This window comes from Glaesserella parasuis, from assembly GCF_017352235.1.
In the GTDB taxonomy this organism is placed as follows: domain Bacteria; phylum Pseudomonadota; class Gammaproteobacteria; order Enterobacterales; family Pasteurellaceae; genus Glaesserella; species Glaesserella parasuis.
Window position 1 is genome coordinate 1 of the sequence record NZ_CP071488.1, and the last position, 24,230, is coordinate 24,230.

The window sequence follows — 24,230 nt, forward strand, 5'->3', positions numbered from 1 at the left end:
TGGGCATTAAGACAGATCAGTACAAATCTGAAAAGAGAAAATAGCAGCAGTATTTACAATAAATAATTTTAAAAATATAAAAATAGGATAATTTATGGTTACGCACACAGTCATTATCAGCGACCGATCAAAAGATAATATTACGGTTTATACCAAAGAACCTGCATTTTTAGTGATTGCCGATCGCACAGATTTAAAAGCATTAAAATATTTGGAAGAGGCAAATAAAGCCAGAATTTATATTTTATTAGGCGAAAATCAGCGTTATGTTGGGCAAGTAAGTAATAAAATTTATGAACGCTTAGCCGCTCATCATCTTGATGAAAATAAATCTTGGTGGAACCAAATTATTTTCTTTGGGCGAGAAGATGGGCATTTAGATAAATCCCAAACGGATTATCTTGAAAAGAGATTGATTGAAGAATTTAAAAAAATGGAACTTCAATTAGACAATAATACCGTGGGCAATCGTTCTTATATTGAGAAAACAAGTAAAATTAAAGCCGATAATATTTGGAATTTAGCTCAAGAAATTATGGACGAAGTGGCACATATTAATATTTTTGAAACCACTATTACCGATGAAGAAAATAGCACAGGACAGTATTTTATTGAATTAGAAGGTCATAAAATTTCAGGAAAAAGTTATCGAGATAATCAAAAACAATTCTTTTTGTTTTTATTGAAAAATAGCCGTTATCGAAAATTAGTGGAAGAGTTTTGTTTAAATGGAAAACCAAGCGGTAACCACTGTATTGGTAATGAGCCTAGCTTCCGCCCGAATGGAATGAAATATACCACCGAATTAACCAAAAATATTTATCTTTATCATAATCTATCAATGAAAGATCTTCGCAAATCCATTCAAAATTTTGCCGATGCAGTCGGTTTGAAAATCATCTTTCACTGGGATTAAAATATAATGCCGTCTAAAATCAACTTTCAGACGGCATTTTCATTTTGTGAGCTTGCTTCTAAAGTACCAATAAAGCCTTTATCCAGTATTGATACTGGTTGTCGTTTATGATTGAATAACTGAAAAATTACACAGTGGAACTTAAAGATGAACAATATCAGTACGCAGAATTATCAAAGCCTGATTACCGACATCGGTACGCTGCTTAACCGTGGGCGTGAGCAGGTTGCCCAAACTGCCAATACCATTTTGGTGCAGACTTATTGGCTGATCGGTCGTCATATTGTGGAATTTGAACAGAATGGGCAAGATAAGGCGGAGTATGGTTCGGATTTGTTGAACCGCCTTTCTAAGGATTTAACCAAAATTCACGGCAAAGGGTTTAGCCGTACGAATATCGCTTTATTCCGACAGTTTTATCTCAAATTTCAAATTGTTCAGACAGTGTCTGAACAATTCGCAATACCTGTGTTTACACTAAGTTGGAGCCACTATGTTGAGATTATCAAAGAAGATAATCCGCTGGCGATTGGCTTTTACACCAAACAGACAGAAAAAGAAAATTGGAGCGTGCGAGAGCTAAAACGGCAGATGAAATCGATGCTGTTCCACCGCTTGGCGTTAAGTAAAGACAAAGAGGGCGTGTTGGCATTGGCGGAGCGTGGGCAGGAAATTGCACGTCCACAAGATATTTTGCGAGACCCTGTGGTGCTGGAATTCCTCAATATTCCGCAAGCCCATCAAATGCAGGAAAATGAGCTGGAAGAGCAGCTGATTTCCAACCTGCAACATTTTCTGCTGGAACTCGGCAAAGGCTTTGCCTTTATCGGTCGGCAATACCGCATTTCGCTTGGCGGCAAACATTTTTATGTAGATTTGGTGTTTTACCACCGCATTTTGAAATGCTTTGTGTTGATTGATTTAAAGCGTGGCGAAGTCAATCATCAAGACATTGGGCAGATGAATATGTATCTCAATTATTTTCGTAAAGAAGAAAACGTGGACGGCGACAACGAGCCGATCGGCATTGTGTTAGGTGCATATAAAGATAAGCTGTTGGTGGAATATGCGTTGGATAACATCGACAACCAGCTTTTTGTCAGCAAATATCAGCTTTATTTGCCGAATAGGGAGGAACTGGAAAGAGAGTTGGAGCGATATTTGGACTAAAATAATGCCGTCTGACAAACTTTCAGACGGCTTTCTTATCTACAAGCGGTCGAATTTTGCAAAAAATCTGCAAATTTTTCATTTCTTTTCAGATAGCCTGAAACACTAATCTATGGTCAAGGTTTGCCTGAAATTTGCCTTTAAAAAAGCAATTGCTTGGGCAATTTTGGCGACATTGCCACCCACCGCAACCATTTGATAAAGCCTGCCCGCCATTTCACTTTTTAGCAAATGATAATGCAATTCTCGCTGAATGAGCGGGGCTAATATTGTCATCAGCCCCTAACATCATCAATATGTTGTCTTTAATTTCTGCACCGTTTGCATCACATTATCGGCTTGTGTAATGGCTGAAATCACTGCCACACCATCAGCACCTGCTGCCCAAATGCTCGCAACATTATCAACCGAAATACCGCCAATCGCGACCAATGGTTGATTGGGATTGAGCTGTTTGGCTTGACGAATCAAATCAATTCCCACGTTTTGCATGGCATCCAGTTTAGATTGAGTATTGAAAATCGCACCTACCGCCCAATAATCAATTTCAGGCAGCCTGAAACTATTTTGCAAATCATTCAAGCTACTATTGGAAATCCCTAAAAATAACTTGCCTTGCGTTAATTGAATGGCTTGGATGGCTGCCATATCTTTTTGTCCAATATGGACACCATCAGCTCCCAATTTTACTGCCATTTCCACATCATTATTCAGCACAAACGGTACGCCATATTGCCGACACAATGCTTGGCAATCACGTGCTAACTGCCATTGTGCCTGTTTATCTTGCAATGCCGATTCGCCTTTTTCACGAAATTGATAACAGGTTATGCCTGCTTGCAAAGCCGTTTCCAATGTAGACAATAATTTTTGTTCAGGTGAACCTGTTGGTAAATGCAAACAATCTTGCGTACCTGCCACAAAATAGACGGATAATAATTCACGTTGAAACATGAGATTTTTTCCTTAATTAAGCCGATATTGCCCAATGATTTACTGCGCCACAACCTTTGCCCACACCAATCGGTTGCGAGATGGCAGCACTGATGGCTTGCTTGGCAATGCGAATGGCTGATAATGTATCTATACCTTTTGCCAATTCTGCTGCAATACAGGCTGAAAATGTGCAACCGGTGCCATGTGTATGAGGTGTGGCAAATCTAGGTGTATCCAATATGTGCATTTCATTGCCTGAAAAGACCCAATCTCGGCACACCGCGCTGTTGGAATTGTCTAAATGTCCGCCTTTAATGACGACTGTTTTCACGCCCATATCACGCAATAATTGCGCAGCATATTGGGCATCAATATCATTGTTTACCTGAACCCCTGTTAATGCAGTAACTTCGGGCAAATTGGGGGTAATGATATCCGCTAAAGGTAACAATTCGCGTTTTAAGGCTTCAATAGCATGATTTTGCAATAATAATTCTCCGCCTTTGGCAATCATCACAGGGTCTAATACCAATGTGCCTAAATGATGTTTTTTAATTGAATTTGCCACGCATTCAATCACATCTGCAGTACCCAGCATCCCAATTTTATATGCCGAAATGGTGAAATCCGTTGCCACTGCTTCAATTTGCGCTGCAATATTATCCAATGAAATCATGTGAATATGATGTACGCCCAATGTATTTTGAGCGGTAACTGCTGTTACCACACTAGTACCAAATGCACCGCGCATTTGAAAGGTTTTTAAATCTGCTTGAATACCTGCGCCACCGCCACTATCCGAGCCTGCAATGGTTAAAACTTGGGGTATAGTCATGGTTTTTCTCCTAGATAATCCATTCTGCTTTCATTAACTGTTCGGTTTGAGTGGCATCAATCGCTGCTAATGCGTCTAATAAACGCACTGCAAATGTGCCTGACTGCGTGGCTTGTAAACCTACGGCTGCCAATTCGCCAGCGATGGCATACACCGTACACGCTTCGCAGGCTGCCTGAAAGGCCAATTCACGCGGCGCAACCGCCAAAAAAGCACCCACAATTGCACTCAATAAACACCCCGTAGCCGTTACTTTGGGAAACAATGCCACACCATTAGACAGTTTCATCACACGGTCATGATTGGCAACAAAATCATGTTCACCACTCAAAACAGCGATGGTGTTAAATTTTTGAGCGACTTTTTGAGCGATTTCAGCTAAATTCCCCGAACCTTGCCCCGCATCTACCCCTTTGCTAGCCCATTGAACATCAGCCAAATATGCCAATTCGCCAGCATTACCACGAATAGCGGCAAATTGAATATTTTGGGTTAATGTCGCAACTGTTTTTTGACGCAAATGGCTTGCACCAACAGCCACAGGGTCAAGCACCACAGGCACGCCAGCTTGATTTGCTGCCATACCCGCTGCCAACATAGCCGAGACTTTTTCGTCAGACGGTGTCCCTAAATTCAGTACCACCGCACTACTGATGGTAGCCAATTCTGCCATTTCATCAGGACTTTCTGCCATCATGGGCGAGGCACCCAATGCTAATAAGCCATTAGCAGTAAAATGCGCTGAAACCAAATTGGTAATATTGTGAATTAATGGATTATGTTCACGAACAGCATCTAAAAAAATGATTTTTGGATTCATCAAAAATATTCTCCTGCGAAAGTTTATGTTCAGGCTGCCTGAAAATGTGAGAAGATACCGTTGATTTTGATGACAAAGTTAAACAAGATAAGAAACAACCAGAAAATAAAAACACACGCAAGCTACCTAATATTCAGGCAGCTTGCGTGTGCATCAAAGAGATAGATAAGATGATATTCATAAGTTTCCTACGCCAGTATTAACTGTATCAGGTTCACGGGTATTTCTCAGCCGCTTTTGGCAGCACCCCGACTTAAATGTCTTTTTACAGTATAAATAGATTAACCTAAAATATCAACACAAAACCTTTGCAAAACACCCAATCTCACAGGGCAAGATCGCATCTTTCTCAAATTTATGATCTAATACACCTTAATTATCCATATCAAATCAGGTTGTAAAATGAGCGTTTTTCGTTTTTTTGAAAATTTATCCGACCCACGAGCCTATAATCAAAAACACCACTTTTTAGACATCGTTTTTCTCGTCGTCAGTGCCGTGATTTCGGGGGCAAACAGCTGGACTGAAATCAAACTTTTTGGCGAATTACATTTGGATTGGTTGCGAAAATATCGTCCTTTTGAGTGTGGCATTCCTGTCGATGATACTATCGCTCGTGTAATAAAACGCATTGAGCCACAAGCGTTTAATGAGGTTTTTCTTAATTTTATCAATGAGATACGCACACAACAAGGACGTGAGGTGATTGCGATTGATGGCAAGACACTTCGTCATAGTTTCAATCCGGAAACCCAAAGTGCTTTGCACAGTGTGACGGTGTGGAGCCAGTCTCGTGGTTTGATTTTATCGCAGAAAAAATCCTCGGGTAAGCAAAATGAGCAGCAGGCAGTGATGGAAATTATCGATAGTTTTTGCTTAAAAAATGCCGTTATAACGGTGGATGCGATGAATACACAGAAGAAAATTGCCGAGAAAATCATCGAAAAGAAAGGGGATTATGTGATGCCGTTGAAGAAAAATCACCGTCAATTTCAGTCGGAAGTGGAGGTGTATTTTCACAAAATCAGCCGAGATTGCCCTGAAATGCTTGAGACGTATGAGGAGGTAAATGCGGAACGTAGTCGAATTGATGAGCGTTACTACCGTAAGCTGAAAGTGAGTGATTGGCTGAGCAAAGCGGAGGAATGGAAGGGGATAAAATCGGTGTTGGAGGTGTGTCGCAAGCGGTCAGATAATGGCAAAGAATCACAAGAAAAAGTCTTTTATATCAGTAGTTTGGATGTTGATATTCAAATATTGGCGAAGTGTGTGCGAGGGCATTGGGAAGTGGAAAACAAAGCCCATTGGGTGCTAGATGTGGTCTATAAAGAAGACGAATGTGCTGTGACCGATGAATGGGGTGCGGAAAATCTGGCAATTTTGCGTCGATTAGCGTTGAACTTGGCTCGATTGCACCCGAAAAAGCAGAGTATGAAAGGGAAATTGACCGCTGCTGGTTGGTCAGATGAATTTCGAGATGAGCTGTTGCTCGGCGTGTAGGTTGAAAAATGGACAACATATGCGGTTGCCCTGGTGAATCTTATTATTTTTTGAGTGTTACAAGGATTTTCAAGTACGTTATTACTTTGCACTATAACCTTGTCATCTATTTTTAGAATCATTCTAAAAAAATACCATAAATTCAATCTGTGATAATTTCAACTAGTAAGCAAAAATAAAGCACATCTAACCCCTTCCCCCCACAGTAATCTTATCCAACTTCACCGTAGGTTGCCCAACGCCAACAGGTACAGATTGCCCTTCTTTACCACAAGTGCCTATACCTAAATCCAGTTCCATTTTTTTGCCAACCATTGACACCTGTTGCATTGCTTCGATACCGCTGCCAATTAAGGTTGCCCCTGTGGCTGGTTTGGTGATTTTGCCTTTTTCGATTAAATAGGCTTCGGACGTTGAGAATACGAATTTGCCTGAGGTAATGTCCACTTGTCCGCCGCTGAAATGGGGAGCGTATAAACCAAAGTCCACAGATTCAATCATTTCGTCGAACTCGTGATTGCCTTCTGTCATATAGGTGTTGGTCATACGGGGCATTGGTAAGTGGGCATAAGACTCACGGCGACCGTTACCTGTTGGGGCAACGCCCATTAAACGAGCATTGAGCTTATCTTGCATATAGCCTTTTAAAATCCCGTTTTCAATCAATACATTACGTTGTGAAGGTACACCTTCATCATCAACGGTAATCGAACCTCGCATATTTGGCACAGTACCGTCATCGACAATGGTACAAAGTGGTGATGTCACAAGTTCGCCGATTCTGTTTGTGAACATTGATGATTCTTTGCGGTTAAAATCGCCTTCTAAACCGTGTCCGACCGCTTCGTGCAGTAAAATCCCTGGCCAGCCAGCCCCAAGCACAATCGGCATTGAGCCAGCAGGTGCAGCGACCGCACCTAAATTCACAACCGCTTGTCGTACGGCTTCTTTAGCAAGATAGACGGCACGACTGTCGCCTGTATAGTGTGGTGCTAAGAACCATTCCAAGCCAAAGCGTCCACCAGCCCCTGCACTGCCTCGCTCACGTTTACCGTTCTGTTCTACTAATACCGAAATAGATAAACGCACTAACGGGCGAATATCCGCTGCTAAAGTGCTGTCCGTTGCAGACACTAACATTTCTTCATATACGGCGGACAGATTTGCGTTCACTTGAATGACACGGGGATCTTCAGCTCTCGCCACTTTATCGACTAAGTGTAATAGTTCAACTTTCTGCTCACGGCTTAAGGTATCAAGGGGATTGATCGAGGCATAACGTTTGATAGCGGTCGTTTCTTTGAAAGGTTTTACCAACAACCGACCGCTTTCTTGCGTAATACTACGAGCTGCCATTGCACACTGCTCAAGCTGGCTGAGCGAGATTTGATCGGCATAAGCAAAGCCCGTTTTTTCCCCTGACACCGCACGCACGCCGACACCACGGTCGATATAAAAACCGCCTTCTTTGATAATGCTATCTTCTAACGACCAACTCTCATCTTGGCTAAATTGAAAATAGAGATCAGCATAGTCGATTTGACGGCTAGAAAAATGATCCAACACTTTCGTCAGATCGGATAATTGAAGTCCGCTAGGTAACAGCAAACTGTTTGAAACTTGGTTTAACATTGGTTTTCTCTAAATAATAACAAGCGGTTAGATTTTAACGGATTTTTGCAAATGATAGGGAAATTTTTAGGGGAAAGATGATTTGTGATATACTTCGCCCGATTATCTGTTTTATCCAAGAAGTTTTACAATGCTAGATCCTCTTCAATATTATTTCCTTGAAATGCGAGAGCATTATCTAAATGTACCTTATCTCAACCAACAACGCCGAATCCGTGTGCTTTTACCCAAAGGGTATCGTGAAGAAGCAGGGCATTATCCTGTGTTATATATGCACGACGGACAAAATATTTTTTATAGCAAAGAGTCTTATTCGGGACATTCTTGGAAAGTGATTCCGACGATTAAAAATCACAAAGAATTTCCAAAGATGATCATTGTTGGTATTGACAATGCAGGCCCTGATCGTCTTGATGAATATGGTCCGTGGCCAACAGACACAGGCTCTACCCCTGAAACCCAAAATGCTGGAGGATATGGAATGGCGTACGGGCGTTGGGTGGTTGAAACGGTTAAGCCTTTCATCGATCAACATTACCGAACTAAACGTGATCGTGATCATACTCTACTTGCAGGTAGCTCAATGGGCGGTATTATCACTGCTTATATGGGAGCGGAATATCCTGAAGTATTCGGGCATTTAGGCGTATTTTCTCTTGCCTCGTGGTTTAGTGAACCTGCCTTTATGGAATTTATTCATACACACCCACTCAACTGCTCAAGCAAAGTGTTTATTCAAGTGGGAACGAATGAAGGCGATGAAGTGGATTCACATTTTATTTCAAATATGAATCAGGCTTATATTGACTGTACGCTGCATTATTACCAAGCACTAATCCGCACGGGACATCCTCTCGATAATATTCGTCTAAAAATTATGGCAAATGAAATCCACCACGAAATGCACTGGGCGGATCATTTTGTCGAGTTTTTACGGTTTTCATTGATGAATCATTAAAAAGTTATTGGAATAAATACCCAATACTTCTATACATCATTTCAGATTATCTATATACGCTATAAAGTATAAAACCATAGTTATACTTTACAGCGTATATTTCATAAATTATACTTCACTTAGTATAAAATAAATTTGGAAGAAATATGTTAATCACGACACCAGATATGCTTGGAAATAGCCTACGCGATATTCGTAAGCAAAAAAAGCTTTCTCAAATGCAAATAGCAAATCAAGTAGCTTTAAGACAAGCCACGATTTCCACCTTTGAGAAAAAAACCGATAAAGCCACTATTGAAACATTATTTAAGTTACTTTCAGGTTTAGGCTATGAACTACATATCCAACCTCGTCCTGAAAAAACAGAGGGGAATGATGAATGGTAATGCGATTACGAGTATTAATGAATGGCGAAATGGTTGGGTATTTTGACCGCACTTTATCGGGTTCCCACCATTTTACCTATGCTGAAAGTTGGCTAAATTCCCCATTAGCTCGCCCGATTTCCCTTTCTATGCCCTTGCAAAGAGCAACATATCAAGGCAAAGAAGTGATTAATTTCTTTGATAATTTACTGCCCGATAATCCTCAAATTCGAGCAAGAATTGCGACAAGATTTAATGCTGAAACACAACAACCTTTTGACTTACTTGCTAAAATTGGTCGCGATGCTGCGGGTGCTATTACTCTTTTAGGGGAAGATGAACAAATTCCTAATCATCGAATAATTCAAGCCACAGAATTAGACGAAAGTGAAATGACGAAAATTCTACAAAGTTATCAATACAATGCCCCGCTTGGTATGATTGATAATAATCAGGACTTCAGAATTTCTATTTCAATTTCTGTTTTGGCTACTGGCAGCCATTGATGGACACGCTAAAAACTTTTCTCTCGCCATTGAAAAACAAGGGCGTTATCACTTATCCCCTGTGTATGACGTAATTTCTGCTTATCCAATGTTAGGCGGAAAAGGTTGGCATCACAGTGAATTACAAATGGCAATGAGCTTGCGTAGCACGCAAAAAGGAAAAAAATGGCATTGGAGTAAAATTTATGCTGAACATTTCTATGCCACAGCTAAGTTTGTCGGATTTAGCTCAAGTGATATGAAACAAGTGATAGAGCAAATTTGCGATACAGTGCAAGAAACCATTGATAGCGTAGCAACAACACTACCCAAACAGATAGATGAAAATGTACGGGATCAAATATTCACGGGCATAATGAAACAGGTGCAAAAAGTTTCTATGAAGTAACCGCTATTTTGTTAATACCCTCACCAAAACCCCTAACGCCTGTTCGATCCCTTGGCTCCAAGCAAACGAACAATTAACCCTAATCCCTTTATGCTGCGAAGTAAGCAAAGTAAAAAGCTCGCTTGGGCTAATGCTGATTTTTTCTTCGAGTAACTGTTGATAAATCCGCATACTATCCAAATGTTCGGGCAGGTGTATCCAAAGGAAATAGCAGCTGCTGTGGTGTTCGATAGGACAACTTGCAGGCAAGTGCTGACGTAGGTAATCCAAACACTGCTTTTTGTTTTTTTCTAAATGACGGCGAAGATGTCGCAGATGTTTCTCGTAGTGGTGATTAGAGATAAATTCTACCAAGGCTTGTTGAATTAAAGCGTTAGCAGAAATGGTACTCATCAGTTGCAAATGTTGGATTTTATCGGCAAATTGCCCTGCGTGAACCCAGCAGATACGGAAGTTTGCCCCTAAAATTTTAGAAAAAGAAGAACAATGCAACACCCAGTTTTGTGCATCAAACGCCTTTATCGGCAAGGGCTTTTTACCCCGATAATAAAGCTCTTGATACACATCGTCTTCAATTAAATGCACTTGATATTGAGCTAACAATTCCCCAATCCGCTGTTTGATTTCAGGGCTAACGGTAAACCCAAGCGGATTGTGGCAGTTGAGCATAAACCAACAAACCTTGATCGGATAACGCTGTAAGGCTTGCTCAAACGCCACAAGGTCAAAACCGCTTGGGTGGTCGGGCAGGGTGACGACATTTAAACCTAACTTTTCCGCAATCTGCCACACCCCATAAAATACCGTCTGCTGTAATAAAATATAATCGCCCTGTTGCGTTAAGGCTTGTAGCGAAAGGTTCAAAGCGTCTAAACAGCCAGACGTAATCACAATATCATCGGCTTGCGTAGGAACACCTTGCAAGCGGTAACGTTGTGCGATTAATTTACGCAAGTCCACATTGCCCGACAACACAGGCTGTGGCTCAATCTGCGTTCTATCACGGCTAAGCTGGCTTAGAATTTGTAGCAATTTGGGTGGATTGAGATAATCGTGGCTCGGAAAAGGCGACCCCAAAGGCACAATATCCGTAATGGATTTCAGATAACGAAACACCAACGAATTAATCTCGACTTGTTTGTTCAACCTAATTTCACTATTGGCGTGCGGACGAGAAGACGGGTAAAAAGGTGCAACAAAATAACCGCTCTTTTGCACCGAATAAATCATCCCCTGAGCCTCTAACCCTTGATAGGCGTTTAATACCATCATCAAACTCAGCCCCGAATGCTGTCTGATCTCGCAAAGACGGCAATTTCTCGTGCGGTTTCAACTCGCCTGTTTCAATTAAATGTTTAAGGTGCTGGGTGAGTTTGGTGTATTTGTACATTGGGTAAAAGGGTAATTAAGTTAAGGTTAAGTTTGTAGTATTGCAGATTGCCAACTTAAATGCACCACACTTCAATGATTTTTATGGTGCAGAAAATAGGAAAACAAAATGAAAATCTACTACTTATTCGATCCCCTTTGCGGTTGGTGCTACGGGGCATCGGCAACCTTGCAAAAACTCAATGAAATCTATCCGCTTACACTTACGCCAACAGGTTTGTTTTACCAATGCGGTCGGAAAATGGACGCAGATTTTGCTCGCTATGCGTGGAGTAACGACCAACGAATTGAAAAATTGACCGATCAGCCGTTTAGTCAGGCGTATTTGGAAAACGTATTGCAAGGGCAGGGCGAGTTTAATTCGGCAAACAGTTTGCTGGCTTTAACGGCGGTGCAACAAATTGCCCCTGAAAAAGAGCTTACGGTGTTGGTAGCGTTGCAGAAAGCACGTTATGTGGACGGTTTGGATAATGCAGATTTGACGGTGGTTGAACAGGTGTTGCATAAGCTCAATCTTAGCCAATCTGTGCCGTTGCTTAGCGAACAATCGACAAAAGTAGCGTTAGAACAGCGTCTTCAATTCGGGCAACAACTTGCCAAGAATTGTGGCGTGCAAGGCGTACCGCAGTTGATTGTAGAAAAAGACGAACGGTTGCATATTGTGCCAAGCCAGTTGTTGTATGGGGACGTTCAATCGTTAGACAGTTATTTGAAAGGACTGTAAAAGAGCGGTGGGATTTTGAGGGGATTTTACAAATTTCTTTCAAAATTCCACCGCTTGTTTTTAACCAGCCACAATCCCCACTTTCTCCACCACAAAATCCAAAAACGCACGCATCACCGAAGACGGATAACGATGTTTCAAATACAACAAATGCACAGGATAAGTCTGCATCGGGTAATCGCGCAATACTTCCACCAAGCCATATTCTTCAATCAAGCGATTGGCAATATTTTCAGATAGATAACCAACACCACGCCCTTGTTGAATGAAATAAGCGATAGCATACACATCGTTTGACGCAAACACATAAGGCAATTTCAACACCTTATTTTCTAATGAAATTATCAACTCTTTTTGCTCGGCTTTGGCAAAACCGACACAAGGAAAACGTGCCAAATCATCAGGCGTTGTCGGTGTGCCGTATTGTGCCAATAAATGCGGGTGTGCCACGCATTTGACTTTTGCCGTCAGCACCAAACGCGCCACCGCATTATCCGTATGCAAATCCCCAGTCCGAAACGTAAAATCAATATTATCTTCCACCAAATCCAAAACTCGGTCGGTTACTTGGCAATGAATGCTCACTTTGGGATATTTTGCACCAAATTCATCGAGCCACGCCCAAACTTCTTCCAATCCTGTAAAGGTGGAAATGCGTAATGTTCCGCTAATTTCTTGATGTTCAGAGAATGCTTTTTCTACTTGCAATAAATTATCGATGTTTTGATACACTTGCTCATAAAGTTTTTGCCCTGCCATTGTCGGCTTAACGCCTGATTTTTTGCGGTCAAATAATTGAATATTGAGCGACTTTTCCAATTCTGTGATTTGACGGCTAATGGTGGCAATCGGCACATTCAGCCGTTCTGATGCTTTGGAGAGACTTCCGTCTTGGACGACAGAGACAAATAGAGATAAGGCGTTTAGGTTCATTGTTACCCCTCTCTCAATTCTTCGAGAATCCGCTCAATATGCTTACCCTTAAATTGCGTTTTAAATTCTACTTTAATGCCAGTATCGCTACTTAATTTATCAAATAAGATTTGTGCGTATTTGATTTTTTCTTTTTCATCAGTACGTAAATCAAATTCATAAGCGTCTTTGGTTTCTACCACGAGATTTAAGGTTTGAGTGCCGTCTTTGTGATGAAGCACATAGGCAAAATCAGGCGAATAAGTCCCACCTCCCGCCACAGGAATGGCAATGGTATTTTTGGGAATTTTGGTAAAAACGGTAACATAATCCAAATTTAATAGAATATTTTCTTTTTCAAGGGGCGAATCATAAAACAGCGTTTCAAACAAATAATTGTCCGCTACGATACCAGTTTCATTCAAACGCCCAATATCTGATGACAATATGCTGTCTTTGGCATTGCCTTTTTCATCAGTAAATGCCGTTGGGTGAACTTGGCTATTAACTTCGGTATAGCTAATGGTTTGTGTGGATAAAAAATGTTGCAACAACCATTTTCTAAACAAACTATGAATGTGCCGAATATTGTGGCGAGTTTGATGTTTATGCTCTGTCCAATTTAATTCCAATAAAACTTGATGTAGACTTTTTAAACTAACATTCAAACTCATTGCCAATTCATTGGCAAATTCACCATAGCTAAGTACATAGCCTGTATTTTCTATCAGCTTTTCTCGTCCGCCATATTTGATAAGCATTTCATCAGGATTAACTTGTAATTCTTGGGCTTGCATTGTGGTATAGCTTTTGTCTAATTTACCCATCACCTCGACGGCAAAAAACTGCTTTAATAAGGAATAAAAACTCTGTTCATTATCAATTTGATAATTTAGCACCACACGGCGATTTAAAGTTTCCCACAATGTTTTTAAAGCGTGGTATTTGTCTTTTCTAATCAAGACCGTTTCTTTTTTGCCAATGCCTGTTTGAATTTTATTATTCAATGAACTTTCAAATTCAAAGGCTTTTGGATAAGCCTGTTGTAATTGTTTCCAGCCGTTTTCTAATAAATTCAAATCATCATCAATAATATGCTCATCAGCCAAATGATTGATGATTTTGCGTTTACTTTCATTGGGATAACATTGCATAATTTTGGCAAGAAGTTCATCGGTCAATTTTGTAGGAATAATGACTTTTTCGCCTGATTTTTCACGAATGTCTTTAATCAAATCCGCCACAAAATCTTTTTCGCTGAAATCCACAAAATAATTTAAATAAAACTGCTCGCCTTTTTCACGATGCATAAATTCATTGACAGGCAAACGAAGTCCTCGCCCCACCTCTTGTAATTTACTGGTTTCAGAGCCACTGGAACGCAATTTACAAATCACAAATACATTGGGATTATCCCAGCCCTCACGCAATGTCCATTTTGAAAAAATAAAACGGCGTGGATTATCCAAATCAAGGAGTTTTTCTTTTTCATGTAAGATTTCATTGATTTGTTTTTCTATATACTCATCTTTATTGTTATTGTCATCGCTAAAATAACCGCCATGCGTTTGACTAATATCTGCCAAAGTTTTTTGCAAATAGGCTTTATAAAATTCATTAGTTTCATTTGCCAATCTTTTTTGAGCTTCATTGATAACGATTGCCTCAAAACGAGATTTTAAGCTATCGGGCAATCCTTGTTCATCACGATAACCTGCAATATCATCAATAAAAATCAAAGAAAGCGGTTTAATACGTGGTGTTCTGGTTAATAGGGTGCGTTCAATATCAAAATGACGAATTACCGCTTGATAGAGCATTTGTTCTTGCAAAGATTGACTAAATGAATAAGGTGAGATGATTTCGCCTTTTTGCAAAGCCAATCCATTAGAAAGTACGGCGGTATTGCCATTAAATTCATTTAATAATAAATGCGACATTTCGCCATGAATAACGCCTAATGAGCCATTTTTGGCAATTTCTAAGCGTTTTGGGGTCTTTTTATGGCTGTGAGTGATTTCAAAAACCGCTTCACTTTTGCTTTCAGTCTGCCCAATAAATTTGATGAGCATATCATCAGCCCCATCAAATTGGGTAATAAACGCATGCACGCCTTTTACCAAATTTTGCTCAAAGGCATCAAGCGAAGTCAGCGTATGAATTAAATTTTCAAAGCCATCAAAAGTTGCCCCAAATCGCACAATATATTGGGCATTGAGTTTTAAAACATTTTGCCAAGTTTTGCCACTGGTTTTGACACGGTGAGGTTCATCAATAATCAAAAACGGTTTAACCGCCGATAACGCCTCAAATGATGAGCCGTGTGCCTCTTGAAACATATCTTGGTCAATGGCAATGTTCATCGTCTCTGAATTGAGCATACCCATATTAATCAGCAAAATATGAATGCTGTTTTGGTCATTGGCATTGATAAAATTGATGAGATTTTCGGGGACTTGTTGTTTGTCTTTTTTATTGCCTTTTTTGGCATTGACTTCATAAAGCTCAATGCGTTTGCCAAAATCATCAAAAAACCGACTTCTGGCGGATGCAGACTCCAAAAAGTTTTTTGTGCCTGCTTTAATCGCAACCGTTGGCACAAGCACAATAAATTTATTCACCCCAAAAGATTGATTTAAAGAAAACATTGCCCTTGTGTAGGTATAAGTTTTGCCCGTGCCTGTTTCCATCGCAATATCAAAAATATTGGATAAAGTATTGCCTGTTTTGTTTAGGCTTTTGGCGAAACTTGAGCGAGTTTGAATTTCTGCTAAATTTCTCTTTTTTTGCGATTCGTTTAATTCTAAAACAGGATTACTTTTTAATCGTGTTTCCAAATTTTGAGCATAAGAAATTTTGGCGTATTCAAACATTTGCAAAATGTCTTCTATGGCGGATAATTGGTGCGGTAAGTCGTTTTCAAAATTAAAGCCAGCCATTTTTTACCCCTTATCTGCACGATTTCGTACAACTAAATACAATTTATTGCCCTTTCTGGGTTTGTATTGACCGATTGCCTCGGTAAGTTCTCGCTTGGCTTTACTGTCAAAGTGCGGTTCTAAAATGACGATTTTATCAATGTTAAATTCATCAGTGGTATCGTCCAAACGGCGTAAAATCACTGCCAAATGCTTGGTGTCAAAACCTTTATTAAGCAAATACAGTACTGTATCATAACGATATGCGATATAACCGCCCAAATCCACCTGCTTTGGTGTATGGTGCAAGGGCATACCATCTTGTACGCACCAAGTGGTGAGAATATTTTGGCAATCGGTATCGCTTAATTGCAGATTTTCTAATAATTGTAAGCCGTGTGCAGGATTATCCGCCAATGTGCCAAAATTATCAGGCGTTGGGACGATTTTATATTCTTTAAAACCTAAATTGCCATTAAAATCGGGATTTTCGGCTTTAATTTTTTCAATGCTTTTTTGAATACGGGCTTTGGTGATTTCAAAAACGGTGTTAAATCCTGCTTTTTCGGCTTCGGATTTTGGCTTAACTGGTTCATCTAATTGTACGCAGATAAATTTACGGTTGCCATTGTCTTCTGAATTTAATTGCATGACGGCGTGAGCGGTGGTGCCAGACCCTGCAAAGAAATCCAAAACCAAATCATTATCATTTACACCAAGCTGAATAAAATCCACCAGCAACTCCAAAGGTTTTGGGTTTGGAAATACTTTTTCATCAAATAGTTGCTTTAATTGAGTTGTACCATTGCCACTACTGTACTCTGGTTTATAAAAAATGGTTTTTGGTTTTTTGGATGGCAAATCCCCTAATGCAGGTCTTTGTTTTTTATAAATACCAATACTGCCATTTCTTGAAATGATAACATCGTTAATGCTATTTTTAAACTTCTCTTTGCTCCAACGCCAAGACATTTCTTGATTGTTAGTAATTGGGTGTAAAGTTATCAATTCACCTACAAAATCTGTTGGTGGATTATTATCATCAGTGACAAAAATAGTATTATTATCATCAATAAAGATTGGGAAAAATAGATTAGGTCTTTTTTCTCTTGGGGCATTTGTGCCAGTTGCTTTTAGATTTGCCCCTTGCTTATAAAAACCTTGCTCATCTTCTTGCCAATCCTCCAAATCATCTTCATCAATACTTAATTGATTAAAAGTTGTACTTGTTTTGTCTTTGCAATAAACTAAAGTGTACTCATGCGTACCTGCAAAAGCGAATTCATCGTTATTGCCTTTTAAATTCATAACGGTTGGTAAGCAAGCAACAAAATTCCCTTCCCCAAAAATTTCATCACAAAGTAATTTTAATTGGGCTTGTTCATTATCATCAATAGAAATAAAAATCACACCATCGTCTTTTAAGAGTTCTCTGGCAAGTTTTAGGCGTGGATACATAAAAGTCAGCCACGCACTATGACTGGATGCTTTTGCATTGATAAAGCCGTGAATATATTCGGCATACTCCTCGCTTTCGCCTGTGATTTGGGCGATTTGCTCTGGCGTGTATTTCCTATCATCTTGATAGACAAAACCGTCCGAGCCTGTATTATAAGGCGGGTCTATGTATATCATTTTGATTTGTTTGCGGTAGGCTTCACGTAAATGTTTCAGGACGGCTAGATTATCGCCTTGAATCAGAACATTTTGACTATCTAAATTGTTGGCGTTGTGGGAGTGATTGGCAGACAAAAGCGTGCGGTTTTCATCATAGACAAGGGCTTTGGCGTAGGATTTACCACGCCAATCAAGGCGGTAAGTTTCTTGGGAAAATGTGGAATCCGCCTCGGCTAAGGCTGTCCGAAAATCGGCAAATTTAAAATTGCCTTCTTTGTCAAAAAGTTCTGGATTGTGGGCTTTGAGTAAGTCTAATAGAGATTGGCTCATTGTATCACCATTGTCATTAAAATTTTGGGCTATTATAGCATTTTTTTGGGAAAAAATGTCATAGCATGGGATTTTAGTTTTCATTTATGAAAACCAACTTCCAAAAATTCGCCATTCATTTATCAAATTCAATAACCTAAAATACGCTTATTCCATTTTAATTAGGAAGCAGGTTAGCTTTTTAATTCTATTCCCCAAATAGCAATACCCCATACAACGGCACATTCACCAACCAATCCTGTTCCCGATAATCCGCCATTGAAAAACGAAAAGCGTGTTCAGGCTGGAATTGCTCCACATAGACTTTCAAACTTTTGGCTTTTAAATTCTCTTCGGCTTTCACTTCAATGGGAATGACCGCTTGTTTTTGTTGTACAACAAAATCCACTTCTGCCGTGCCTTTTTCCGTTGCCCAATAAAATACAGGGTTGTCTTGATTGGCAATCAGTTGTTGCAAAACATATTGTTCGGTCAATGCGTCTTTAAATTCGCTAAAAATACGACTACCGTCTAGCAACACACTGGCGTCCAACTGACTTTGAGCTGACAATAAACCAATATCCAATCCATACAATTTAAACGCATTGTCTTGATAAGCGGATAAAGGCAAATGCGGTTTTTTAATGCGTGGGACGCTATGCACCAAACCGCTGTCTTTTAGCCATTGCAAAGCGATTTCATAGTCTTTGCTTCTAGCCCCTTTTTGTAAATTGGCATAGATGAATTTCTTATTTTCTTTGGCAAGTTGTTCGGGAATGGCATGCCAAATTGACCGCACTTTTTGCACCGTTTGCCCATCACGAATATGCTTAGAAAAATCCTGCTCGTACGCCATCAATAAATTTTTTTGCACTTGGCGAACGGCATCAACATTTTGCGTTTCTATAAACACTTTCACCGCTTCCGGCATTCCGCCGACAAAATAATATTGACGAAGTAGCTCAATATAACGGCTTTTCATCGCCGAAATCAGCGACCAATCTTTTAGATTTAATAATTCCACTAAATCTTGTTTGCCCACCGCCAGCAAAAATTCATGAAAATCCATAGGATAAAGCGGTAAAAAATCCACCTTACCCACAGGAAAAGACACCTGATGATGTAAAGACATGCCCAACAACGACCCCGCTGACACAATATAAAACTCGGGGGCGTTTTCATAAAAATATTTCAGTGATGACAAAGCTTGTGGCACTTCTTGCACTTCATCAAAAATAATCAGCGTATTGTGGGCTTGAATATCCACACCGCTTTCAATTTTTAAACCTAAAATCAAGCGATTGATGTCGTAATCGCCCGAAAATAGCGTTTTCATTCTAGGGTTATTATCAAAGTTGATATAGGCAACTTGCTCAAACGATTGCTCGCCGAAGTGTTTCATCGCCCAAGTTTTACCAACTTGTCTTGCTCCCTGAATAATCAAAGGCTTGCGGTTTAGATTTTGTTTCCAGTTTTGTAGGGATTGAAGGATTTTTCGTTGCATAATAGGTTATTTTTTATCAATTTCAGGCTATTTTACAGCAGGGTTTACACTTTTTCAAAGGAAAGATTGAGGTTAAATATCATTTTTTCAAATGAAAATAAGGTTATTAAAAACACTTTTCAAAAGGAAAGTTTCAGGATAGATATTTTTAGACTGTCAAAACCTAATTTCCAAATTTGAAAATTAACTTCCCAAAATTCGCTATTCATTCATCAAACTCAATAACCTAAAATACGCTTATTCCATTTTAATCCCAGAGAAAATCCATGAAAAAAATTTTTAAAATCAGCCTAATGGCATTAGCATTGACTTCGCTTGGCGTGGCTTGTACGCCAATCAAGCACACCATTTAAGCTTTGATTGCTTAAAAGATTATCACATCACCACCATTAACCCCAATAATTTGGCAACCAATCCTGTGATGAAAGGTAAATATACGGCTGATTTTAGTGGTATTTCTACCGTATTGCCTGTGAATAATACTTATTATTTAGGCTCATTTTATAAAGATAAAATGGCGTATTTTGAAGTGAAATAATGGGATTTAGACACCGTTTGGAGCAATTCAGGCGGTGTTTTTGTTTGGAAATTTTGCAAAAGATTTTCAGGCTGCCTGAAAAACATTATCCTTTATCTTTAATACTTTTAATGATTTGACAATTTTCAATTTTTTTATTTTGACAACCAATAATTTGTTCCAAAAATGATTTAACTTCTTGTAATTGTTTAATTTGTTCGTTGATATGCGATAAATGTTTTTGGGTTAATTCATCAACATCATCACATTGATGATTGGGAGTTGTTTGGAATGTCAATAAGATCTGAATGTCTTTTAAAGAAAAACCGATATTGCGACAAGTTTTAATAAAGCGTAATTGTTCTAGCTGATTTTCATCAAAAACTCGGTAGCCATTAGCTTGAAAAGTTGGCTTGATTAAGCCTTGTTTTTCATAATAACGAATGGTTTCCAAATGCACGCCTGTTTGTTCACTGGCTTGTTTAATTTGAAAAATTTTTGACATTGTACTTGACCCTGTAATGACTACGGAGTTTATATTATAGCAAATTTCAATCATCTTTCGGAGTTTGTTATGACGTGCCAAAGTTGTTGCAGTTCAAATCAGCCCATTCATCAATCACCCAAGTACAAAAAAGCCTTATGGATTGTCTTGATGTTAAATTTATCAATGTTCTTTGTGGAAATTGTAATGGGGGTTAAATCAGGTTCAACTTCACTATTGTCAGACAGTTTGGATTTCTTGGGTGATAGTGCTAATTATTTGATAAGTTTGATTGTTTTGCCAATGGCATTAAGTTACCGTGCCAAAGCATCTATGGTTAAGGGGCTAACGATGGGCGTTTTTGGCTTATTTATTTTAATTACAACCATTTATCGTGCATTTTATGGGGAAATTCCCAGTTATAGCGAAATGAGTATTGTGGGATTTTTGGCGTTATTGGTGAATGTGTCGGCATTGTTGATATTATTAAAATTCCGTGATGGCGACAGTAATGTCCGAAGTGTATGGGTATGTTCTCGCAATGATGCGATTGGTAATGTGGCAGTGATTTTGGCTGGTATAGCAGTTTATTTTTTTCAATCAAAATATCCTGATTTAATTGTAGCTTTTGTTTTGGCATTTTTAGCATTACAAGCCAGTCAAGAAATCATCAAAAGAGCTTGGACAGAATTAAAAGTCAGTTAATTTAAAACACCGTTTGGACTGATGTTCAAGCGGTGTTTTTGTTTTTAAAATGGGTAAAATAAACTTTTTAAGGCTGCCTGAAAAAAACCTATCCCCCAAGCCCCTGTAAAATCGGACATTCTGGCATATCATCGCCACGACAGGCATCACTCCACGCCCCAAGAACAGTTTTCATTTCTTCTAATTCCTTGATTTTATTTGATAAAAATTCAATGTGCGTATTTGCCAACGCTTTGACTTCACAGCTTTTGCGGTGTGGATTGTCTTGCAGTGCCAAAAGCTCGCCAATTTGGGCAAGCGAAAAGCCCACGCCCCTTGCTTTGGCGATGAATTTTAGGCGGATTAGTGTCTCATTATCATAAATGCGATAGCCTGATGATGTGCGTGAAGTGTTTGATAACAAACCCAACTTTTCATAATCACGGATTTGCTTGATGGATAGCCCTGTGGCTTTGGACGCTTGACCGATGTTCATTGTTGCTCCTTGTTTTGGCGTTTGTAAAAAATTGTCAATCCGTAAAAATAATCCTTGACCCTAACATAAGGTTAGGCTTTATGATACGCTCATCAAAACAAAAAAGCAATGTTTTTAGTGGTTTAAAAACGGTTTTTGTTTTGATAATCAACCTTTAATTTGGAGAATTGTTATGAACGACATCATCAAAAACCCAAACGCCCACTGCGGTTGCCAATCTTGCACAGGGCAAAATTGCAATCCAAAATGCAACTGCCAAAATGGCGAGCCGTGCATTTGTCAAAACTGCACTTGTGGCGATTGTGATTGCAAGTAATTGATTAGCTAAAAACATTGGGCGGACTTATGTTTGCCCAATGTTTGCCAAATCCCATTTTGATAAGGAAAACTGTAATGAAAATGTTTAAAAACCGTGCCGTACAATTATCTGCCCTTGCCCTTATTTTGGCGACTTTAACCGCTTGTGCCGACGGCAAAAACGAAGTGCCGACGCACTCGATGGTAGGCGACAATAACCACACCCAAACCACCCACGACAGCCCAAATAACCAAAACGGGCACGCAGAGATGAACCACGCCCATATGAACCACTCTGCTATGGCGATGGACACTCAAAATGCTCCGCCCCATACCCAAGCCTATCTTGCAATGATGAACAAGATGGGCGATGAGATGAGCAAAGCGGGCAATCTTGCCGATGCTGATACCGCTTTTGCCAAAGGTATGATTCCGCACCATATCGGAGCAGTTGAGATGGCAAAAGTACAGCTTGAATTTGGCAAAGACGAAACAATGAGAAAACTTGCCCAAGCGATTATTGATGGGCAACAAAGTGAAATCGACCTGATGAACGCTTGGCTGGCGGGTAAAGACACAGCAACCCAAAACCCGCAAGCCCCGCACGCCAAGTCCTATGCCGCAGGCAAGGCGCAGCACGAGGCGATGATGGCGGCAATCAATGAGCCAAACCCTGATGTTGCCTTTGCCAAAGCAATGATTCCGCATCATCAAGGGGCGGTCGAGATGGCAAAAGTGCAATTACAGTTCGGCAAAGACGAAAAAATGAAAAAGCTTGCTCAAGACATCATCAAAGCCCAAGAACCTGAAATCAAGCTGATGCAAGACTGGCTAAAACAGTAGGGGCAATAAGGCAAAAACACCGCTTTTGATAAAGCGGTGTTTTTTACTTTAAAAAACTTTCAGGCTGCCTGAAAAATTTATATTTCCAAAAATGAAAACCAACTTTCCAAAAAACGCCATTCCATTGCCAATTATAAAATTTATAATACACCCATTCCATTTATTTTAAAGAGAAAATTTTATGAACCGCATTACCCAAATCCTAAACATCAAACACCCCATCGTCCAGGCCCCAATGTCGTGGCTGACTGATGCTCATTTGGTGGCGAGTGTTGCCAATGCTGGCGGATTGGGATTTTTAGCCCCACACGCTGGGCAAACCACCAATCCCACTTCAAATCAAGACGTATTAGACCGTATGCGTGCCGAAATTCGCAAAGTCAAAGCCTTGACGGATAAGCCTTTTGGCGTGCCATTTATGTTGTCTTATGACCTTTCGCTCATTCCGCTGATGGTGGATTTGCTGATTGAAGAGCAAGTACCTGTGGTGCTGGATAATGGTTGGTTGGACGAAGCGATTTACGCCAAACTCAAACAGGCAGGCATTAAAATCATTTGTCGTTTGGGCAATCCGAATTTGCCAGACGCTTTAAAAGCTCAAAAATTGGGTGCAGATATTTTGGTGCTGACGGGTTTTGATGAAGGCGGAACCTTGCCTATGAAAGAAATTGGCAGTTTTAATGTGTTGGCGGAATTTGTGGGCAAGGTGGATTTGCCGATGATGCTCGCTGGTGGCATTGCCGATAAAAAAAGCGGTTCAGACAGCGTTTATGCTCGGTGCAGAAGGCGTGTGGGTGGGGACGGCATTTATCGCTACGCATGAGTGCCGAGCCAATCAAAAAGTGAAGGATTGGATTGTTCAATCAACTGCCAATGATTTGTTGCTGTTCCGCACCGAGCCGTATTATTACCGCTCTTTGCCAACCGAAGTCGCCAAAAAATGCTTTGAAATGAGCGAAAATGGTGCAACTCGTGCCGATATTGCCAAAGTGATGAATGCGGGTACGGGTATGCGTTTAGGTATGCTGGAAGGGGATTTTGAGCATGGCTATGTGTCGGTAGGCAATGGCATTTCTGCGATTGACCGCGTGAAAAGTGTGCAGGAATTGGTTGATGAATTGATGGGGTAATTTGAAAAATAAACCACCCTTAGCACTGAACAAGCAATGCTTGACACCCAGCACGGCAGAGCCGTACTGGGTTACGCATAATTCAGCCCCTTTGGGGCTGGAATTAGAGTGACAAAGAGTGGCAAAGCCACTCAACTATGCGTAACCTAGTACGCATTTTGCGTGCTAGGTGCAAAATAGTATATTTGACAAGCACAAAACATCCACAAGCCTTAGTATCAAACACTCCTGTCCGACGCTAACAAACACTTTGCTGTTCTCTCTATCTTTAGCATAAAATAGTTTCCATTAGTATCAAATACTTTTGTTCATTAGTAACAAACGATTAACAGTTATTATCGCAATAGATCTACCCTCGCAAAGCCCATTTTGAAGGTGTT

At 40.0% G+C, this 24,230-nt stretch carries 23 protein-coding genes, 2 pseudogenes and 1 riboswitch; of the genes and pseudogenes, 12 read left to right on the forward strand and 13 right to left on the reverse strand.

The features are described 5' to 3' along the window. Positions 1-94 precede the first annotated feature (94 nt). Both J1G47_RS11545 and J1G47_RS11550 read left to right on the forward strand, forming a co-directional pair. Positions 95-916 carry a GIY-YIG nuclease family protein gene (locus J1G47_RS11545; RefSeq protein ID WP_207326870.1) on the forward strand — a complete coding sequence of 274 codons (822 nt, stop codon included), beginning with the start codon at positions 95-97 and terminating at the stop codon, positions 914-916. 147 nt (positions 917-1,063) lie between these two features. Beyond that, positions 1,064-2,086 carry a PDDEXK nuclease domain-containing protein gene (locus J1G47_RS11550; RefSeq protein WP_005821902.1) on the forward strand — a complete coding sequence of 341 codons (1,023 nt, stop codon included), beginning with the start codon at positions 1,064-1,066 and terminating at the stop codon, positions 2,084-2,086. A gap of 105 nt (positions 2,087-2,191) precedes the next feature. On the opposite strand, the gene J1G47_RS11555 is transcribed toward J1G47_RS11550, so the two are convergent. From J1G47_RS11555 to thiM, 4 genes are read right to left on the reverse strand one after another with little or no spacing between them, the layout of a single operon-like run. Continuing rightward, positions 2,192-2,362 carry an AraC family transcriptional regulator gene (locus J1G47_RS11555; protein ID WP_010787314.1) on the reverse strand — a complete coding sequence of 57 codons (171 nt, stop codon included), beginning with the start codon at positions 2,360-2,362 and terminating at the stop codon, positions 2,192-2,194. Between the two features lie 15 nt (positions 2,363-2,377). After that, on the reverse strand, positions 2,378-3,040 hold the full coding sequence (thiE, locus tag J1G47_RS11560) for a thiamine phosphate synthase (RefSeq protein ID WP_010787315.1): 663 nt from the start codon (positions 3,038-3,040) through the stop codon (positions 2,378-2,380). A 16-nt stretch (positions 3,041-3,056) separates the two neighbouring features. Then, entirely contained in the window at positions 3,057-3,857 is an 801-nt protein-coding gene (gene thiD / locus J1G47_RS11565; protein ID WP_010787316.1) for a bifunctional hydroxymethylpyrimidine kinase/phosphomethylpyrimidine kinase, read from the reverse strand. Between the two features lie 10 nt (positions 3,858-3,867). Further along, complete coding sequence (thiM, locus tag J1G47_RS11570) at positions 3,868-4,677, reverse strand: hydroxyethylthiazole kinase (protein WP_010787317.1); 810 nt, start codon at positions 4,675-4,677, stop codon at positions 3,868-3,870. Between the two features lie 168 nt (positions 4,678-4,845). Next, positions 4,846-4,938, reverse strand: a riboswitch (TPP riboswitch). A gap of 141 nt (positions 4,939-5,079) precedes the next feature. Here thiM and J1G47_RS11575 point away from each other — a divergent pair. Continuing rightward, complete coding sequence (locus J1G47_RS11575; protein WP_207326525.1) at positions 5,080-6,177, forward strand: ISAs1 family transposase; 1,098 nt, start codon at positions 5,080-5,082, stop codon at positions 6,175-6,177. 186 nt (positions 6,178-6,363) lie between these two features. On the opposite strand, the gene tldD is transcribed toward J1G47_RS11575, so the two are convergent. Then, the gene (gene tldD / locus J1G47_RS11580) at positions 6,364-7,809 is read right to left on the reverse strand and encodes a metalloprotease TldD (RefSeq protein WP_207326760.1); all 1,446 of its coding nucleotides are present in this window, start codon (positions 7,807-7,809) and stop codon (positions 6,364-6,366) included. Positions 7,810-7,939: 130 nt separating this feature from the next. Here tldD and J1G47_RS11585 point away from each other — a divergent pair, with 130 nt between their 5' ends. The 4 genes from J1G47_RS11585 (at position 7,940) to J1G47_RS11995 (ending at position 10,026) form a co-directional block, all read left to right on the forward strand. Beyond that, positions 7,940-8,767 (forward strand): alpha/beta hydrolase, encoded by an 828-nt coding sequence (locus J1G47_RS11585; RefSeq protein WP_207326759.1) that lies wholly within the window; start codon positions 7,940-7,942, stop codon positions 8,765-8,767. A gap of 146 nt (positions 8,768-8,913) precedes the next feature. After that, positions 8,914-9,153, forward strand: a complete 240-nt coding sequence (locus J1G47_RS11590; RefSeq protein WP_010786623.1) for a helix-turn-helix domain-containing protein — start codon at positions 8,914-8,916, stop codon at positions 9,151-9,153. Further along, complete coding sequence (locus tag J1G47_RS11990) at positions 9,147-9,638, forward strand: HipA N-terminal domain-containing protein (protein ID WP_234924170.1); 492 nt, start codon at positions 9,147-9,149, stop codon at positions 9,636-9,638. The genes J1G47_RS11590 and J1G47_RS11990 overlap by 7 nt, the downstream gene beginning before the upstream one ends. Beyond that, positions 9,574-10,026 carry a HipA domain-containing protein gene (locus J1G47_RS11995; RefSeq protein WP_234924169.1) on the forward strand — a complete coding sequence of 151 codons (453 nt, stop codon included), beginning with the start codon at positions 9,574-9,576 and terminating at the stop codon, positions 10,024-10,026. The genes J1G47_RS11990 and J1G47_RS11995 overlap by 65 nt, the downstream gene beginning before the upstream one ends. Positions 10,027-10,029: 3 nt before the next feature. Here the strand turns inward: J1G47_RS11995 and J1G47_RS11600 are convergent. Beyond that, positions 10,030-11,416, reverse strand: a pseudogene (locus J1G47_RS11600) (aminotransferase-like domain-containing protein). Between the two features lie 108 nt (positions 11,417-11,524). Between J1G47_RS11600 and J1G47_RS11605 the strand changes: the two are divergent. Continuing rightward, the gene (locus J1G47_RS11605) at positions 11,525-12,139 is read left to right on the forward strand and encodes a DsbA family protein (RefSeq protein ID WP_010787298.1); all 615 of its coding nucleotides are present in this window, start codon (positions 11,525-11,527) and stop codon (positions 12,137-12,139) included. A 60-nt stretch (positions 12,140-12,199) separates the two neighbouring features. Here the strand turns inward: J1G47_RS11605 and J1G47_RS11610 are convergent, their stop codons facing one another. The 4 genes from J1G47_RS11610 to J1G47_RS11625 all read right to left on the reverse strand — a co-directional run bounded on the left by J1G47_RS11610 (position 12,200) and on the right by J1G47_RS11625 (position 19,399). Beyond that, positions 12,200-13,072, reverse strand: a complete 873-nt coding sequence (locus J1G47_RS11610) for a LysR family transcriptional regulator (RefSeq protein WP_207326866.1) — start codon at positions 13,070-13,072, stop codon at positions 12,200-12,202. Positions 13,073-13,074: 2 nt separating this feature from the next. Next, the gene (locus J1G47_RS11615) at positions 13,075-15,990 is read right to left on the reverse strand and encodes a type III restriction-modification system endonuclease (protein ID WP_207326867.1); all 2,916 of its coding nucleotides are present in this window, start codon (positions 15,988-15,990) and stop codon (positions 13,075-13,077) included. 3 nt (positions 15,991-15,993) lie between these two features. Continuing rightward, positions 15,994-17,916, reverse strand: a complete 1,923-nt coding sequence (locus tag J1G47_RS11620) for a site-specific DNA-methyltransferase (RefSeq protein WP_207326868.1) — start codon at positions 17,914-17,916, stop codon at positions 15,994-15,996. A gap of 187 nt (positions 17,917-18,103) precedes the next feature. Beyond that, positions 18,104-19,399: an ATP-binding protein gene (locus J1G47_RS11625; RefSeq protein WP_207326869.1), complete on the reverse strand. Its 1,296-nt coding sequence runs from the start codon at positions 19,397-19,399 to the stop codon at positions 18,104-18,106. Between the two features lie 325 nt (positions 19,400-19,724). Here J1G47_RS11625 and J1G47_RS11630 point away from each other — a divergent pair, with 325 nt between their 5' ends. Beyond that, complete coding sequence (locus J1G47_RS11630) at positions 19,725-19,937, forward strand: hypothetical protein (protein WP_010787303.1); 213 nt, start codon at positions 19,725-19,727, stop codon at positions 19,935-19,937. An 85-nt stretch (positions 19,938-20,022) separates the two neighbouring features. On the opposite strand, the gene J1G47_RS11635 is transcribed toward J1G47_RS11630, so the two are convergent. After that, positions 20,023-20,421: a MerR family transcriptional regulator gene (locus J1G47_RS11635; RefSeq protein WP_035496659.1), complete on the reverse strand. Its 399-nt coding sequence runs from the start codon at positions 20,419-20,421 to the stop codon at positions 20,023-20,025. 69 nt (positions 20,422-20,490) lie between these two features. Between J1G47_RS11635 and J1G47_RS11640 the strand changes: the two genes are divergently transcribed. After that, positions 20,491-21,105 carry a cation diffusion facilitator family transporter gene (locus tag J1G47_RS11640; RefSeq protein ID WP_035496657.1) on the forward strand — a complete coding sequence of 205 codons (615 nt, stop codon included), beginning with the start codon at positions 20,491-20,493 and terminating at the stop codon, positions 21,103-21,105. A gap of 88 nt (positions 21,106-21,193) precedes the next feature. Here the strand turns inward: J1G47_RS11640 and J1G47_RS11645 are convergent, their stop codons facing one another. Next, positions 21,194-21,580 carry a Cu(I)-responsive transcriptional regulator gene (locus J1G47_RS11645; protein WP_010787306.1) on the reverse strand — a complete coding sequence of 129 codons (387 nt, stop codon included), beginning with the start codon at positions 21,578-21,580 and terminating at the stop codon, positions 21,194-21,196. A 154-nt stretch (positions 21,581-21,734) separates the two neighbouring features. Further along, positions 21,735-21,914 carry a hypothetical protein gene (locus J1G47_RS11650; protein WP_010787307.1) on the reverse strand — a complete coding sequence of 60 codons (180 nt, stop codon included), beginning with the start codon at positions 21,912-21,914 and terminating at the stop codon, positions 21,735-21,737. Positions 21,915-21,973: 59 nt separating this feature from the next. Between J1G47_RS11650 and copM the strand changes: the two genes are divergently transcribed. Both copM and J1G47_RS11660 read left to right on the forward strand, forming a co-directional pair. Continuing rightward, positions 21,974-22,720 carry a CopM family metallochaperone gene (gene copM / locus J1G47_RS11655; protein ID WP_015939940.1) on the forward strand — a complete coding sequence of 249 codons (747 nt, stop codon included), beginning with the start codon at positions 21,974-21,976 and terminating at the stop codon, positions 22,718-22,720. 181 nt (positions 22,721-22,901) lie between these two features. After that, positions 22,902-23,850 (forward strand): annotated as a pseudogene (locus J1G47_RS11660) (NAD(P)H-dependent flavin oxidoreductase). The last annotated feature ends 380 nt before the right edge of the window (positions 23,851-24,230 follow it).